The following is a 16,453-nucleotide window of genomic DNA, read 5'->3' on the forward strand; positions in this document are numbered from 1 at the left end:
GGGGTACTTATGGGAGAGACTACAAAGTTTAAAACGGTTTGCGGCTATTGTGGAACAGGCTGCGGATTAATTGTCGAAGTAGAAGATAACCGGATTGTTAAAATCCGCGGAGACAAAGAAGCTCCTGTCAATAAAGGACAGACATGTGTAAAGGGCTCATTCGCTTACGAATATGTTCATGCCAAAAGCCGACTTACGTCACCACTCATCCGTAAAGCCGGCAAACTGGTTGAAACAACCTGGGAAGAAGCCTATAACTTCATTGTTGACAAATTAAAAGCCATTAAGCTTGAATTTGGTCCAGATGCGATTACAGCATTTGCGACAGCAAGAAGCACGAATGAAGTCAACTATGTAACGCAAAAATTCATGAGAGCTGCCATCGGAAGTAATAATATTGACGGCTGCAACCGAACCTGACATGCTCCAAGCGTTGCCGGTCTGGCAACTATATTTGGCAGCGGTTTTCCAACAAACACGCTGGAAGACTTTGACCGTACGGAAGTCCTTTTATTAATGGGCTCAAATACATCAGAAGCCCATCCGATTATTGCCAATCGAATGAAAAAGGCAGTTAAATCAGGTATGAAAATGATTGTGATTGACCCGCGGAAAATTGATATGGTTAAAAGTGCTCACCGTCATTTACCGCTTCATGTCGGCACAGATATTGCACTAATGAACGCAATGATTCATGTTATCATCAAAGAGCAGTTATATGACCCTGCATTTATTGAAAAATATACAAATGATTTTACTAGATTAAAAGAAATGACAGAAATCTATACGCCGGAATATGCAGCTTCCATTACCGGCTTATCACCACAGGATATTATTGACACAGCACGAGAATATGCAACAGCTGATAAAGCCATGATCGCCTATACACTTGGTATTACAGAGCATCATTGCGGTGTAAACAACGTGTTTGATGTTGCCAATCTTGCCTTGCTAACAGGACATATTGGAAAAGAAGGCTGCGGGATCATGCCGCTGCGCGGACAAAACAACGTACAAGGTGCCGGTGATATGGGCTGTCTTCCAAACCAGCTGCCCGGTGCTGTTAGTTTAACCAATGATGACTACCGCGCCCGCTTTGAGAAAGCATGGAATGTAAAAATCAATCCAATCGCAGGTGATACGCAGACAAGAACCTTTGAAAGAATGGAACTCGGGGAAGTAAAAGCCCTATATGTCATCGGTGAAAATCCTCTTATGGCAGACGTTCATATGAATCATACAAAGAAAATTTTAGAAAAACTTGATCTGTTGATTGTTCAAGATATTTTCTTAACAGAAACAGCTCTCTTGGCTGATGTGGTCCTTCCTGCCAGATCATGGGGTGAGGTTGAAGGCACTTATACAAATACAGACCGCCGTATTCAGCGTGTTCGTCAAGCCGTCAAGCCGCATCCAAATACGAAGGATGATTGGGAAATACTCTGTGACCTTTCCACAAAACTCGATTACCCAATGAGCTATCAAAGCAGTGAAGAAATTTGGGATGAGCTGCGTACACTTGCGTGGGAAATGTATGGCGGAATGCCTTATTCCCGGCTTGATCAGGAATATAGCCTTCATTATCCTTGTCCAGATGAGTCACATCCAGGCACATTCATACTTCACACCCGATTCCATGAAGAGAATGAAACAAATGAGGCACCTGCGCTATTCGTACCGGTAACCTATACAGAGCCGCTTGAGCTCCCTGATGAAGAATATCCATTAACACTGACAACCGGGCGCAGATATGAATCCTATAATACACACTCGCAAACCCGTTACTATGCAAGCGGTGTGAAAATTAAGCAAACAGAAGAAAGCCTTGATATTCATCCGGATGATGCCGTAAAGCTTGGCATTGAAACTGGCGATATGGTTAAGGTTTCATCAAGGAGAGGATCGCTCCATGTGAAAGCGAAAGTTACCGACCAAGTGGTTCCAGGCCTCGTATTTATGAGCTTCCATTTTAGTGATGTACCAACAAATGTTTTAACATTGAATGAATACGATCCTATTTCCGGAACTGCTGAATTTAAAGCATGTGCAGTAAATGTTAAACCGTTACGTTCTTAAGTTTCACTTTTTAAATACGATTCATACTTCCGCACAGCGGGAGTTTTTTATTTGCATGAACCTAAGAGAAAAACTCATAATTTGTCGTAATTTATTGATTGCTATTTATAATTTCTGTATAATCACTCTGATTGGCTTTTAACTTCATTCAGCAGAAGTCCTCTGCTTAAATAAGCGGGGGATGAATGCAAAAAGCTTTCTGCTTCAACAGGGATTCAAACCCCGGCTGAATGAAGTTAAGCCTCCGGCGAGTCTTGCGATTTTTCAATGGTAATTTATCGAGCGAGTCCGATGACGGACAGGACGTCCTAGTCAGGCGAAAGCCACAGGATGTGGCGATTTGAAGCCGTGATAAAAATCCGGACGCAAATTCGGCGGGCGAATTTGATTAAGGGGGTATTAAGATTGGGAAAAGCGTTGATTATTGGCGCTGGTGGCGTTGCGAGTGTTGTTGTACATAAATGCTGCCAGAACCCAGATGTCTTTGAGGAAATTTGCATTGCAAGCAGAACGCTTGAAAAATGTGATGCTCTTAAGAATAAATTAGAGGGCAGCAATACAAAAATTACTACAGCACAAGTTGATGCTGACCATACCGATGAAGTTATTGACCTAATAAATAGCTTCAAACCAGATATAGTGATCAATGTTGCTCTCCCTTATCAAGATTTAACCATTATGGATGCGTGTCTTGCAACAGGTGTTCATTATGTTGATACAGCAAACTATGAGCCGCCTGATACTGCTAAGTTTGAGTATAAGTGGCAATGGGCATATAAAGAAAAATTTGAAAAGGCTGGTTTAACAGCACTGCTTGGCAGCGGCTTTGACCCAGGGGTTACAGGCGTTTTTACTGCCTATGCACAAAAGCATTATTTTGATGAAATCCATACGATTGATATTGTTGATGCCAATGCCGGTGATCATGGATATCACTTCGCGACAAATTTTAACCCTGAAATCAACATCCGCGAGGTAACGGCAAACGGCCGTTATTTCGAAAACGGAGAATGGGTTGAAACGCCGCCACTAGCTGTTAAGAAAGTCTATGATCTGCCTGAAATTGGTCCGAAAGATATTTACCTTATGTACCATGAGGAATTAGAATCACTTGCTGTTAATATCAACGGAGTAAAGCGAATCAGATTTTGGATGACTTTCTCCGAGAAATACCTAACACATTTAAAAGTGCTTGAAAATGTTGGGATGACTTCCATCGAGCCGATTGAATTTGAAGGAAAAGAGATCATTCCCCTTCAATTCCTGAAAGCAGTCCTCCCTGATCCTGCATCATTAGGACCAAGAACAAAAGGAAAAACGAATATCGGCTGTATTATTCAAGGCATGAAAGATGGCAAACCGCGAACCTATTATGTTTACAATGTTTGTGACCATCAAGAATGCTACGCTGAAGTCGGCTCACAGGCTATTTCCTATACAACAGGTGTTCCAGCCATGATTGGTGCCATGCTTGTGATGAAAGGCATTTGGAAAAAACCTGGTGTATTCAACGTCGAAGAGTTTGACCCAGATCCATTTATGGAAGAACTAAATAAAAACGGGCTGCCATGGCAAGAAAGCTTCTCGCCAACGCTGTTAGATTGAGGTATGATAAATGAAGAAAATTGATTTTGCTGCTTTACCGTCACCTTGTTATATTGTGGATGAAAGACTTTTAACAAAGAATCTGGAAATCTTGAATTCCGTACAGGAGCGCACTGGATGCAATATCCTACTTGCTTTAAAAGGTTTTTCCATGCATTCTGTATTCCCTTTAGTCGGCAAATATCTAAAGGGTGTGACTTCCAGCTCCTTATTTGAAGCAAGACTTGGCTATGAAAAAATGGGCAAGGAAGTGCATGCGTACGCACCTGCCTATTCTGATAGGGAAATTGATGAGCTTTTAGGCTATGTTGATCATATTGTGTTCAATTCTTTTCCACAGTGGAAAAAATTCAAGGATAAAGTGAAAAACCATCCAAAAAAAATTGAATCTGGGATTCGTATCAACCCTGAGTATTCGGAAATTGAAACACCGCTTTATGATCCGTGCTACACAAATTCAAGACTTGGCGTTACTCTTGCTAACTTTAAACCGGATGAGCTTGACGGGATTGACGGATTACATTTCCACACTATGTGTGAACAAAATTCCGATACGCTTGCTCGTACGATTAAGGTTATCGATGAAAAATTTGGTGAGTATATTAAAGGAATGAAGTGGCTCAATTTTGGGGGAGGCCATCATATCACAAGACCTGATTATGATATTGAAACCTTAGTTGAAACTATTTTATTTATGAAAGAGAAGTACTCAGTTGATATCTATTTAGAACCAGGCGAAGCGATTGCTTTGAATACCGGCTATCTTGTAACAACCGTTCTCGATATTGTGGACAACGGAATGCCGATTGCAATTCTTGATACTTCCGCAACCTGCCATATGCCTGACGTTCTTGAGATGCCGTACCGGCCAAATATCATTGATGCAGGTCAGCCAAATGAGCTTGAATACACGTACAGACTTGGAGGAATGACCTGTCTTGCGGGCGACGTGATCGGTGATTACTCATTCAAAGAGCCGTTAAAACCAGGCGATAAAGTTGTCTTCACTGATATGGCACACTATACAATGGTGAAAAACCATATGTTCAATGGTGTAAACCTGCCTTCAATTGCATCTTATAACGATGAAGAAGGAATTAAAGTGATTAGACAATTCGGTTTTGAAGATTATAGCAACCGTTTATCATAATAGAGACCCCATCAGTGGTGTTTTCCCCACTGATGGCTTATTTAAATTTTACATAACATGCATGCAGCTTACGAAAATCTGTATTCTCGCTATATTAGGGTTTACAGCTTTTTTATGTACAAGAAATTTACAACAAGGCTAAAACTTTTTATGCTTAGCCATTATATTTTTCCTATTGAAATGCAAAATAAGAACTGCTGCTAAAAGTCTTTAAAGGGGATGATTGATTTTGAAATGGCAAAAAACCTTATTATCTATGATTCAATCTCGACAAGAAAAGAAAATTGCACTCGCTGTAGATACGTCAACAAATGAAGTCCCAGCACTGCTAATTAATAATATTGTAAAGTTATTTGAAACGGTGAAGCCCGACACATTGCTCGTTCAAGCCGATTACAAAATACGTAGCATCGAACCAGTAAAAGCAGACACAATCAAATATCATACCCACGGAAAAGCCTCCTATACTTTAGTATTAGAATGGGCTGAAAAAGAAAAAATTGATACATTATTTTATATCACTGATGTGACCGGATACATTTATGAAGATATGGAAAATGTTGATTTTGAAATGTTCTGGCTCGTACCTGATGAATTCCTGCCAAAGGTACCGTTTGGGAGAGCAATTAAAGTAGCTTCTTAATGAAACAGAGCGAACAGTGCAGCACTGTTCGCTCAATATAGAAATAAAAAAATTTAATCTTGACTGGACGAATCCTTTTAATAAAGTAATCTCCATAAATAAAAGGTAGCATAGGACTTCCATTCTGCCCAGCCTTCCGAAAATGAAAGTATCTCCTCTTTGACGGGCTTTTCGTCTCTCTCTAAAGCTAATTTTAAAGAATTATGTAACCCAACATCATCAATCGGGAATGCATTAGGAAAACGTAGACAGCGCATTAATACGTAGTTGGCAGTCCATGGACCAATACCGCGGATTTTCGTCAGAATTTTTTCTACCTCCTTCACATTATTGGTCTGCAGTAACTGCTCTTTTGAGAGTTCATCGTGGAGAAGAAGCTTTGCTGCGTTCAGCAAGTATTCACTTTTCCTCCCCGTCATTTTCAGCTCTGTTAAATCCTTAATTTGTAAATGAGCAATCGCTTCAGGTTTTGGAAATAACCAATATTTCCTGCCATCATGCTCTACAAATGTACCAAACTTTTCTACAAGCCGTCTTTTTAAGGTGTAAGCAAATGCCAAGTTAATTTGCTGACCCATAATCCCCCATGCAAGTGCTTCAAATAAATCAGGAATTCCCATTATCCGTAACCCGAAAAAATGATGAACAAAGTTATGTAAAATCGGGTCCCTTTTAGCTAAGTCATAAAAAGGACGAATATCCGTACCTAAATCAAACCATTCATAAACATATTTGACAACTGCTTCTTTTTCTCTTGAGGCAGTATCAGCTAAAAAGCGGACAACTAGCATTGTATCATTTTCTGCCGTGATTTCGATCAGAACTGTCTCATTATGTAGAGAAAGGGCTCGTATGATTTTATCCTCTGTGGCTTCAAACAGGCATTCATTTGGGGATCTTGATAGATATTTTAAGTTTTGACGGAAGCTGAATTCTTTTGGGGTGTAGATTTTCAAGCTTTCTCCATTTTCTTCCCATTTGATAGCAGGATCGAGAAATTGATTTTGCATAGCGCACCTCCTGTTTGTTAACTAGGATTGACAGCTCCTTTCCAATTCTAAGAGCTGTTTCTTCATATCCAAACCGCCCCGAAACCCTGTTAATGAGCCATTTTTTCCAACAACCCGGTGGCATGGAATCGTGATAAGTACTGGATTTTTACCAATCGCCGCCCCTACTGCCCGCACGGCAGCCGGTTTTTGAATGTGATGGGCAATATCTGAATAGGATTTCGTTTCTCCGTATGGTATTTCACAAAGGGCCTTCCAGACAGCCTGCTGAAACTCGGTCCCATTGTAATCAAATGGAATCGAAAAGCTTTTTCGTTCCCCTTCCAAATATTCGGTTATTTGTTCCACATAGGGCTGCAGCTTCTTGGCATTCTCCTCAAGAGGACTCCCTGGAAATGCTTTTTCTGCCCAGTTTATTACCTCGTCAAACGGCATATTCTGCGATCCAACAAAGCAAATTCCCTTATCAGTAGCAGCCAAGTACATTTTCCACGCTTTATGATTCAGTAAGGACCAATAGATGACTGTTTTATGTTGTTGCTTCACTTTGAATCCCTCCTTTTAAATTCATCTTATCCTTATTATAACTTCCACTTTATTTTTTTGAATAAGGAATTAAAAGTCATGATGAGTATTTCTTTCACTTGTATATATAGTCCTAATTACAAATGATTAATGTAAATGAAAGGAAGTGTCATATGCTGATTAAACCTTTAACGGAATCAACAAAATTAAAAATGCTGCGAAGCTTAAACACAAGAATGGATTTATCCTTATCCGAAAAACAATATTATACAAATCTTGAGAAAGGATACCATGGTGAAAAGAAATGTGAAGCTATGCTGTTAGAAAAGCAACTTAGTGATCTCATTATAAGTGACTTATTGTTAGAAAAAATAATACTCCTTTTCAAATTGATTCAACACTTATTTCACAAAGGACGATTTACCTCTTTGAAGTAAAAAACTTTGCCGGTGATTTTTATATTGAAAAGGACACATGGTACAGCAAATCCGGAAATGAAATTCAAAACCCCTTTGATCAATTAAAACCATGTGAATCTTTGTACCGGAGATTGGTCCATGATCTTGGTCTCGGATCTACCTTTTCAATCGAAGCCTACCTTATTTTTATTCACCCTGAATTTACTCTATATCAAACACCACTCCATCTTCCTGCAATCTTTCCAACACAATTGAATCGTTTATCGAAAAGCTAAAAACAAAAGCCTCTCAATTATACAGAACCCATCATAAGTTAGCTGAGCAATTAATCTCCATGCATAACACTACACCTCCTTTAACAAACATTCCTGAGTATAAGTATAGCAAACTGAAAAAAGGTATTATATGTGGGTTGCTGCGAAGCATCGAGGAATTTAAATTGCTTTTTCCGGAGAAGACAATTACGACGAATGGTATTTTTGAATGGTATGGAGTGATTGAGTCAAAGAAGACAATTAGGAGAGTTTTGAAAAAGAACTATAAAATTATGTTCCATAGTACACGCTCATATTTTGCCATTCCTGAAGATCCAAGTAAAAGTAAATAAATTCAGTTTGTATTACTAGATCTACTTAATTATTTTTTCCTAAATCATTGTTCAAAAACAAAAGTGTTCTGATTTATTTCCTGTTTTTCTCTTATTTAATTAATTGCGGGCACGAATGGACGGCGTTACTTCCCTCTCGTCTCTTGTTTCTTTGGTTGCGGGCACGAATGAACCTCTTTCTTTCCCGCTCCTCTCTTATTTCTTTGGTTACGGGCACGAATGGACTCCTATCATTTCTTTTTACTCTCGGGTCTTCGATTTTTGTAGCGTAAGAGCTAACCTCTGTGAGATTTAGAATTCCTAAAATTTACACAGGTTTCCTATGCTCCCATATATCAATAATATAAGTAGGAAAATACTTCATTTGTTTTAACTACGATTCTTTTAATTCAATTGAAAGAGGTTGAGGTCATGAACAAAAGGAAGTTTTTGCCGAATGTGACTAGTGCTTTATTGTTGTTTGTGGGAATAGGGGCGACGGCTGGCGGGCTGGGTGCTATGATGGATCCGAGTGGTGAAAGTATGGGTGTCCCAATCGAGCTGTTAGAGCAGTCACCATTTGAGAACTTTCTCATTCCAGGTATTTTCTTATTTTTTATCACTGGAATTGCTAGTTTAATTGTTTCCTATTTAGCTTTTAAGAATTATCGTCATACTGGGATTGCCACGATGATTCTTGGAATGGTGATGATTCTGTGGATTTCTGCGCAAATGTACTGGCTGACAGATATTAATTGGCTACATCATTTATTCTTTGGAATTGGTATTGTTGAGATAATTCTGGGATTTTTCTTCTATGTTCGACGAAATGGTCATAATATATTTCATAAACATCGCGGGTCTGCTGCTCATTGATGTGCAACATATTAAACAGGGTGTCCAAATCAAATGAAGCTTTGGACACCCTGTTTTCATTTCAATAAATTATCAAAGTCACTTCGATACCTTACTCACTAATTCATTCCCCCAACTCGATAATCTCACTCTAAAAGTTTACTCCAATACCATATTTTATAGTATGATATATACGTTTCAATGCCGAAATAAATGGAGATGAATTCAATTTGCTGAAATTATTACGCTATTTAAAGCCATATCAAATGCTGATTGTTCTCGTACTGGCTCTTATCTTTTCCCAATCCTTATCAGAGCTGTACTTGCCGACATTAATGGCTGACATTATTGATAAAGGAGTTGTCCACCAGGATATTCCATATATCTGGAAAATTGGCGGCTTGATGTTACTAGTTGCAGCTCTTGGAACGGCATGTTCCATTGCTGCCAGTTATTATAGCGCAAAAGTATCGATGTCGTTTGGGAAAGACTTACGTCACAAAGTCTTTTCACATATTGAAAATTTTACATTACAGGAATTTGATCAATTTGGCACGGCTTCGTTAATTACGAGAACGACAAATGATATTACACAGGTCCAGCAAGTGGTGAATATGATTCTGCGCATGATGGTAACGGCTCCAATTATGGCAATTGGAGGAATCATCATGGCGTATTCGCAGGACGCAGAGCTGACAAAAATTTTCCTTGTCGCGGTACCTGTTCTTTTTGTTGTCATTTTACTAGTTGTTTGGAAAGGGATCCCATTATTTAAACTCGTTCAAGTACGGCTCGACCAAGTGAATCGTGTACTACGGGAAAACCTAACCGGTATAAGAGTCATTCGCTCTTTTAACCGAATCGTTTATGAAAAGAATCGATTTCAGCGGGCAAATGCTGATTTGACGGAAACCTCCATTAAAGTGAATAAAATCATGGCTTTATTAATGCCTGTATTGATGCTGATTATGAACTATACGGTGATTTCAATCATCTGGTTCGGTGCTGTTCGGATTGATGACGGCGATATGCAGGTTGGCGGTTTGATGGCCTTCATTCAATATGCGATGCAAATTATGTTTTCGATGATTATGCTGTCGATGATGTTTGTCATGATTCCGCGTGCTTCTGCATCTGCTGCACGAATTCATGAAGTGCTGCAAATGCAGCCAACAATGCTGGAAACAAATAATCCTATCACCGCTCAGAAAAAAGGCTATTTAGAATTTCGAAATGTAACGTTCTGCTATCCGGGTGCAGAGGTCCCTGCCCTTAAGGATCTCTCATTTAACATGAAGCCAGGTGAAACAACAGCCATTATCGGGGGTACCGGATCAGGAAAATCAACCCTGTTAAAACTGATTCCCCGCTTTTATGAAGTCGACTCTGGTTCCATTCTAATCGATGAAGTGGATATTAAAGATATGACATTACAATCTCTAAGGAAAAAAATCGGTCTTGTTCCGCAAAAGGCCGTCCTTTTTACCGGTACTGTAAAGGATAATCTTCTATTCGGTAATGAGAACAGCAGCGATGAGGAACTGCTGCATGCTGTCAAAACAGCTCAAGCTTTTGAGTTTGTATCCAAAATGGAAAAAGGGCTGGACTCAGTCCTTTCCCAAGGAGGTACGAACCTTTCCGGGGGTCAGAAACAGCGTCTGTCTATTGCAAGAGCACTTGTGAGAAAGCCGGAAATCTATTTATTTGATGATAGTTTTTCTGCTTTGGATTATAAAACCGACTCGAAGCTGCGGGCAGCCCTAAAACAAGAAACGGAACAGGCAGCGCTTTTAATTGTTGCACAGCGGGTTTCTACTGTCATGTATGCAGATCAAATCATCGTTCTTGATGAAGGCAATGTCGCGGGAATTGGTACACACAAAGAGCTAATGAAGACTTGTCGAGTCTATCAGGAAATCGTCTCTTCCCAAGCCACAGAGGAGGAATTAGCATGAGTAATCGTAAAGAACCAACAAGAAGACAAGGGGTTGGATTTGGACCGCACGGCGGAATGGGAGCCCCGGTTCAAAAAGCAAAGGATTTTAAAGGGACGTTAAAAAGATTAATCCGCTATTTAGCTCCCTATCGTTTCCAACTACTGACTGTTTTGGTTGCCGCGATATTAAGTACCGTTTTTTCGATATTGGGACCGAAAATCCTTGGAATGGCTACGACAAAAATTTTTGAAGGCCTGATGGAAAAATTCAAAGGCATACCTGGTGCCGGAATTGATTTTGAGTATTTATTCAGGATCCTCGTTTTGTTAGCCGGTCTATATTTATTCAGTTCTTTATTCATGTGGATTCAACAATATGTGATGGCCGGCGTGGCACAAAAAACCGTTTATACACTTCGGGAAGAAGCGAAAGCAAAAATTAACACTTTGCCGTTAAAGTATTTTGATAGTACAACAACAGGTGAAACATTAAGCCGGATTGTCAATGATGTCGATAATATTAGTACAACACTGCAGCAAAGCTTAACCCAGTTTATCACTTCGATTGTGACTATTATTGGTGTTATTATCATGATGCTTACAATTAGTCCCGTTATGACACTAATTTTACTTGTTACTTTGCCGCTTAGCGCTGTCATCACGATGGTCGTGGCGAAAAAATCACAACGGTATTTTGTCGGACAGCAGAAGACTTTGGGTCAATTAAGCGGCCATGTCGAAGAAATGTATACGGGCCATGAGGTCGTTAAAGCTTTTGGTCACGAAAAGAAAGCAATTGAAAAATTTTCAGCCGTTAATGAAGAATTATTTCAATATGGCTGGAAAGCCCAATTCCTTTCCGGCATCATCATGCCTTTAATGTCATTCGTTGGTAACCTTGCTTATGTTCTCATTAGTATCGTCGGCGGTATTTTTGTCACTAAAGGCTTCATTTCAGTTGGGGATATTCAAGCGTTTATTCAGTATTCCCGCCAGTTTACACAGCCTATAGCCCAAACAGCTAATATCGCCAATATCATTCAATCAACGGTTGCTTCCGCTGAACGGGTTTTTGAGTTTTTAGATGAAGAGGAGCAGGTTCCCGAAGCGCAGGAGGTAAAAGTTCTTTCTTTTCCGAAAGGGAGAGTGTCATTTGAGCATGTTGACTTTGGCTATACAGCAGACCAATTGCTGATCAAGGATATGAACTTAGATGTCGAGCCGGGTCAAACCGTTGCCATAGTCGGTCCAACAGGGGCGGGGAAAACGACGCTAGTGAATTTACTGATGCGTTTTTATGAGATCAATAACGGTACGATTCGAATTGACGGCGTTGATATTACGGAGCTAAAACGCAGTGATTTACACAGCCTGTTTGGCATGGTGCTTCAGGATACATGGCTGTTTCATGGCAGTATTGCCGACAACATTTCCTATGGTCGGGAAGACGCAGCAAAAGAAGAGGTTATAGAAGCGGCAAAGGCTGCCCATGCTGACCATTTTATCCGTACCCTTCCGGAGGGTTATGATACGATCCTAAACGAAGAAGCGACCAATATTTCTCAGGGTCAAAAACAATTATTAACAATCGCCCGCGCGATTTTAGCCGACCCGCCGATCTTAATTTTAGATGAAGCCACAAGCAGTGTTGACACACGGACAGAGGTTCATATTCAGAAGGCTATGAATCATTTGATGAAAGGCCGGACCAGCTTTGTGATTGCGCATCGGTTGTCCACGATTAGAGATGCAGATGTGATTCTCGTCATGAATGAAGGGAAAGTCATCGAACAAGGAAACCATGAAGCACTATTAGCACAAAATGGTTTTTATGCTGAATTGTATCACAGTCAATTCTCTGAACAAAAGACTGATCAATCAATAGGATAAAAAGTAAGAGGCTGCGCAATTGTCATAAGTACTATGAATGCGTAAGCCTCTTTTTTTCGTTATATACTTTTTTTATTCAATAACTCCTGTACTCTTGATTCCCACATTAACAGTAACATCTAATTTCAATTGAGGAAAAAGTTCTTGTTCCCATTCTGTAAAAAGATCCTTTTTATGTAATCGGGTTGCTTTATATCGTAATCCGAAACCTAAAGGATCGATCTTCTTTTCTTGAAGGTGAACGAATAAATCTCTTATTGCATTCTCAATTTCATTAGAGGCATGTATTCCTAATTGCTTCAGTTCTTTACTATTTATATGTTGATCAGACTCTTCTATAATCCCTATAAGCTCAACATTCATATCGATGACAGGATTTTGATTGGTTGGCGTCAAAATCTTATACTTAGAACTCAGTGAATCGATCGAGATCATATATTCATGATCTTCCTTTTTAATCAATAATTCCATTTTTTTAAGATTATTTCGTATCATATTGTAAAGTATCGTTTGATTTGAGTCTAATTCCATCGGTTTCACCGTGTCAGATAGGATAACGGAATGATCAACTATTAATTTTGTACTTTTTTTATCTACTTTTATGATTGGCAAAACAGGATCAAAACCATGCTCCACCATTTTTCTTCTAAGGTCAAAAAGGTATGTTGTCACAATATATGGACTCTCGACCCCTGTTTCAGAAAAGAAATTAAATAACGACACGGAAGCTGCCATTTCAGATTTTGGTTCTGTTTTTAACACTTTTTCTGCTGTCGGCTTCCCCACTGCAACAAAAGAAATTCTTTGAAAGTCCCTTCTTCTTAAAAAGATATCCGTGATTTCAGTAATATCATCATGTAATAATGCTTCGCCTATAACGATTGTCTTCAAATGACCAAAGTCAAACTCCTTATCGACCTGGTTTTTTAATGATCTTATCGCATCCGCCACTTTACTGCTCTCTTTTGTTAAATAGGTGTACATCTCCCCTTTTGAATCTTTCAAAGAGCCAGAGGGCAAAGCTATTTTCAAGGTTACTTTATAATGATTCCCTTTGCTTTCGGCCTGATCAATTCCGATTGCTAATACGAAAAGCCTCTTATCAATGTCTTTAAATCCACAGCCAGTTTGCAGGATAACGTTCCCTATTAAGATAGAGATAAGCAGCAGGAATTTTACGTTCCGATAAATCCTATTCATGCCTTCGCCTTCCTTCTTATCACCCAAAAAAGCAGGAACATGATGGTTAGCAGCGGGGGAAATAAATTGTAAAAATAACCCGTATACTTTAGCAATTGATATTCGGTTAAATATGTAACAACCTTCACGCTAATGACCCAAAAAATAATCAGGAAAAGATGGGGGGTGAGGTTGTGTTTCTTCCATTTAAACTTTTTGAAATAAATAACACTTTTAAATAGCTCGATTGCCACATGCCAATGAGTCAATAAACTGCCAAATGTAATCGCCAAAAAAAACATCAATAATACAAAGATGACACGTTCAATAATCCAATAACGAAAATACAAGGTATCTGCTGTAGTCATACCCGGATAGGTAGTCAACCCAACATTTTCGAACCCCAACAAGCCAATTGGACCAAAATAGCATGCAAATAACACACTTGTCCCAAACAAACCGAGTATGCAAAGGGACTTCCATGTCATAGATTGTTTTTTAATCATCACACGGTTAAAAATGATTAAATTGGCCGGTCCCCAAAATACAAAAGCAGCTGCACAAATTGCATGGTAACTTGGATAATTCTGTATATGCATGATTGATTCTTTCACAAAATCCATTTCGAAGTGTTCATTTGTAAACCCTTTGATAAGGATAAGAAAAATGAGGGGTACAGTAAATATAAAAATCATTTCAAGGACATATAGAACATTTTTCGATTTCATTAAAGCCCCATAGTAAATAAAGAGTAATATCAATGATACGATATAAATTAGATTTGCATTTGGGGACAAAAATCGTTTAATTAAAAAACTATAGGTAATAACAGAAAGAAGTCCTGCTGCATACCACACAATACCAACCCCTAACAGCAGCACGATCTTGAAAAACGTTGGAATGTAGGCATCCATTAATTCAGGCAAGCCTTTTCCTGGAAAACCTTGAAAAAACCGCCCGATAACATAACAAACAACCAAACCAATCGGAATCGATACAAGTATAGAGACAATCGCTCCTTCCTCTTTATCCATCAGCAGGATTTTGGGCATCGATGCAGCCATGCTCGCTATCGTATTAATAAAAGTTAGATAATAGAAGTAACGGCTCATATCTCATCCCCCTTTACTTCTGCTGTTTTCCTTTGCAGATACAGCTTAAAATAGGGCTCTCCGAAGCTATCCATATTCGATAAATACATCATAAAACCTAGTAAAAATAAGGCTAATCCAAGCAAACCTCCAATCGTTGCAAACAGTAGTACCCCATATTTAATAATGCGAACGGCAAAACCCATTTCATTAATTGGAATAACAAAGGTTGAAATCGCCATTGCCGACACGATAATAATCATTATTGTCGAGGTTAATGCTGCCTCTGTTGCTGCTGTTCCCAAAATCAAACCGCCCACGGTTGTTGCTGTACCGGCAATCACTTTCGGAAGGCGGATACTGGCCTCAATCAGTAATTCCATGACGATCAGCATAAATAATACTTCAACAAATGACGGATACGGAACACCAATCCGGCTTCCGGAGACGGATAACGCTAATTCAAAACGAAAAACTTCAGGATTATAAGATGTAATTGCTACATATAGAGCCGGTAATATTAAACAGATAATTAACCCTAAATAGCGAAGACATTTATTAAACATCGTCACCCAAAAGGGCCGGTAGTTATCTTCTGTAGCAGACATAAAATCTGCAAAAACGGCAGGAGCCATTAATGATATCGGGTTGCCATCTAATACGAGAACAACCTTACCACCCGCTATATTATAGATAATTCGGTCCGTTCGTTCACTAAGCATCGAAATAGGTAAAAGCGATCTTTTTTTGTCGTTTAACAGCCTTTGCAGCTCTGCAGTTGTTTGGATTAACGGAGTATGTAAAGAATCCAGTTTCTTTTTTATCGTTTCAAGGACCGGCTTATTAACGGCCGATTGGTCGTAAAAAATAGCAAGAGATTGATTTGATTTTTCCCCAACTTGCAGCATTTCCACTGTCAGAGAGGGTCTGTGATAGCGCTGGCGAATCAGATTAATATTAGTAGCAATATCTTCACTTAATGCCAGTTCAGGTCCATGTATGGTTGGTTCAAGATTCACTGGTAGAACGGAATCTGTATTGACACTTTTTACATCCAAGAGAAGCAAATTGCCTTGAACAACAACAACAATGCTTCCTCTTGTTAAATGATCAAGGATTTGTTCTTTTCCCTCCCATTCCTGCTGCTGGGGAAGGGATGATAAGTAGGAGCTGAAATGTTGATCCGTAGGCAGCTCAAAAAATGGCTTTATCACATATTCTTGTAGGTCTGTTCCATTTACTACTGTTTTAATATATAAAAGCCGGGCATTTTTCCCATCGATATGTAATTTTTTATCAACAAAGTCAAAGGAAGTTTGAAATTCCTGTGTGATTGAGTCAATTATTTCACTAATATGCTTCGCATCCTTAACTCTTTTCACTTGAAACTCCCCTTTCATCACACTGTGTACGGCATTCTTCTATCATTTCCAATCTTCGTTGGTTATGCTTATCTTTGCCAAAATGGGCCATTTCATGCCAAAAATA

At 39.2% G+C, this 16,453-nt stretch carries 14 protein-coding genes; 9 read left to right on the forward strand and 5 right to left on the reverse strand.

Annotation, left to right across the window (positions count from 1 at the left end; translation table 11 throughout):
- Positions 1-9: 9 nt before the first annotated feature.
- The 4 genes from fdhF (at position 10) to R4Z09_RS24060 (ending at position 5,474) form a co-directional block, all read left to right on the forward strand.
- Positions 10-2,076, forward strand: a complete 2,067-nt coding sequence (fdhF, locus tag R4Z09_RS24045) for a formate dehydrogenase subunit alpha (RefSeq protein WP_338449227.1) — start codon at positions 10-12, stop codon at positions 2,074-2,076.
- A 405-nt stretch (positions 2,077-2,481) separates the two neighbouring features.
- Positions 2,482-3,681, forward strand: coding sequence for a saccharopine dehydrogenase family protein (locus R4Z09_RS24050; protein ID WP_338449228.1), 1,200 nt, complete (start codon positions 2,482-2,484; stop codon positions 3,679-3,681).
- Between the two features lie 10 nt (positions 3,682-3,691).
- On the forward strand, positions 3,692-4,831 hold the full coding sequence (gene nspC / locus R4Z09_RS24055; protein ID WP_338449229.1) for a carboxynorspermidine decarboxylase: 1,140 nt from the start codon (positions 3,692-3,694) through the stop codon (positions 4,829-4,831).
- Positions 4,832-5,060: 229 nt separating this feature from the next.
- Positions 5,061-5,474 (forward strand): VWA-like domain-containing protein, encoded by a 414-nt coding sequence (locus R4Z09_RS24060; RefSeq protein ID WP_338449230.1) that lies wholly within the window; start codon positions 5,061-5,063, stop codon positions 5,472-5,474.
- Between the two features lie 77 nt (positions 5,475-5,551).
- Here the strand turns inward: R4Z09_RS24060 and R4Z09_RS24065 are convergent, their stop codons facing one another.
- Both R4Z09_RS24065 and R4Z09_RS24070 read right to left on the reverse strand, forming a co-directional pair.
- The gene (locus R4Z09_RS24065) at positions 5,552-6,484 is read right to left on the reverse strand and encodes a DNA-3-methyladenine glycosylase (protein WP_338449231.1); all 933 of its coding nucleotides are present in this window, start codon (positions 6,482-6,484) and stop codon (positions 5,552-5,554) included.
- A 21-nt stretch (positions 6,485-6,505) separates the two neighbouring features.
- Positions 6,506-7,030: a methylated-DNA--[protein]-cysteine S-methyltransferase gene (locus tag R4Z09_RS24070; protein ID WP_338449232.1), complete on the reverse strand. Its 525-nt coding sequence runs from the start codon at positions 7,028-7,030 to the stop codon at positions 6,506-6,508.
- A gap of 152 nt (positions 7,031-7,182) precedes the next feature.
- On the opposite strand from R4Z09_RS24070, the gene R4Z09_RS24075 reads away from it, so the two are divergent.
- From R4Z09_RS24075 to R4Z09_RS24090, 5 genes are all read left to right on the forward strand, one after another.
- The gene (locus tag R4Z09_RS24075) at positions 7,183-7,446 is read left to right on the forward strand and encodes a hypothetical protein (RefSeq protein WP_338449233.1); all 264 of its coding nucleotides are present in this window, start codon (positions 7,183-7,185) and stop codon (positions 7,444-7,446) included.
- Positions 7,428-7,703: a nuclease-related domain-containing protein gene (locus tag R4Z09_RS31180; RefSeq protein WP_422392315.1), complete on the forward strand. Its 276-nt coding sequence runs from the start codon at positions 7,428-7,430 to the stop codon at positions 7,701-7,703. Before R4Z09_RS24075 ends, R4Z09_RS31180 begins: the two co-directional genes overlap by 19 nt.
- Before the next feature lie 743 nt (positions 7,704-8,446).
- Complete coding sequence (locus R4Z09_RS24080) at positions 8,447-8,890, forward strand: hypothetical protein (protein WP_338449234.1); 444 nt, start codon at positions 8,447-8,449, stop codon at positions 8,888-8,890.
- A 209-nt stretch (positions 8,891-9,099) separates the two neighbouring features.
- Entirely contained in the window at positions 9,100-10,824 is a 1,725-nt protein-coding gene (locus R4Z09_RS24085; protein ID WP_338449235.1) for an ABC transporter ATP-binding protein, read from the forward strand.
- Positions 10,821-12,695, forward strand: coding sequence for an ABC transporter ATP-binding protein (locus R4Z09_RS24090; RefSeq protein WP_338449236.1), 1,875 nt, complete (start codon positions 10,821-10,823; stop codon positions 12,693-12,695). The genes R4Z09_RS24085 and R4Z09_RS24090 overlap by 4 nt, the downstream gene beginning before the upstream one ends.
- Positions 12,696-12,767: 72 nt before the next feature.
- On the opposite strand, the gene R4Z09_RS24095 is transcribed toward R4Z09_RS24090, so the two are convergent.
- From R4Z09_RS24095 to R4Z09_RS24105, 3 genes are read right to left on the reverse strand one after another with little or no spacing between them, the layout of a single operon-like run.
- Positions 12,768-13,895 (reverse strand): Ger(x)C family spore germination protein, encoded by a 1,128-nt coding sequence (locus tag R4Z09_RS24095; RefSeq protein ID WP_338449237.1) that lies wholly within the window; start codon positions 13,893-13,895, stop codon positions 12,768-12,770.
- Entirely contained in the window at positions 13,892-14,986 is a 1,095-nt protein-coding gene (locus R4Z09_RS24100) for a GerAB/ArcD/ProY family transporter (RefSeq protein ID WP_338449238.1), read from the reverse strand. The genes R4Z09_RS24095 and R4Z09_RS24100 overlap by 4 nt, the downstream gene beginning before the upstream one ends.
- On the reverse strand, positions 14,983-16,347 hold the full coding sequence (locus tag R4Z09_RS24105) for a spore germination protein (RefSeq protein ID WP_338449239.1): 1,365 nt from the start codon (positions 16,345-16,347) through the stop codon (positions 14,983-14,985). The genes R4Z09_RS24100 and R4Z09_RS24105 overlap by 4 nt, the downstream gene beginning before the upstream one ends.
- Positions 16,348-16,453 lie beyond the last annotated feature (106 nt).

The organism is Niallia oryzisoli, from assembly GCF_036670025.1.
Taxonomy (GTDB): domain Bacteria; phylum Bacillota; class Bacilli; order Bacillales; family Cytobacillaceae; genus Bacillus_BD; species Bacillus_BD oryzisoli.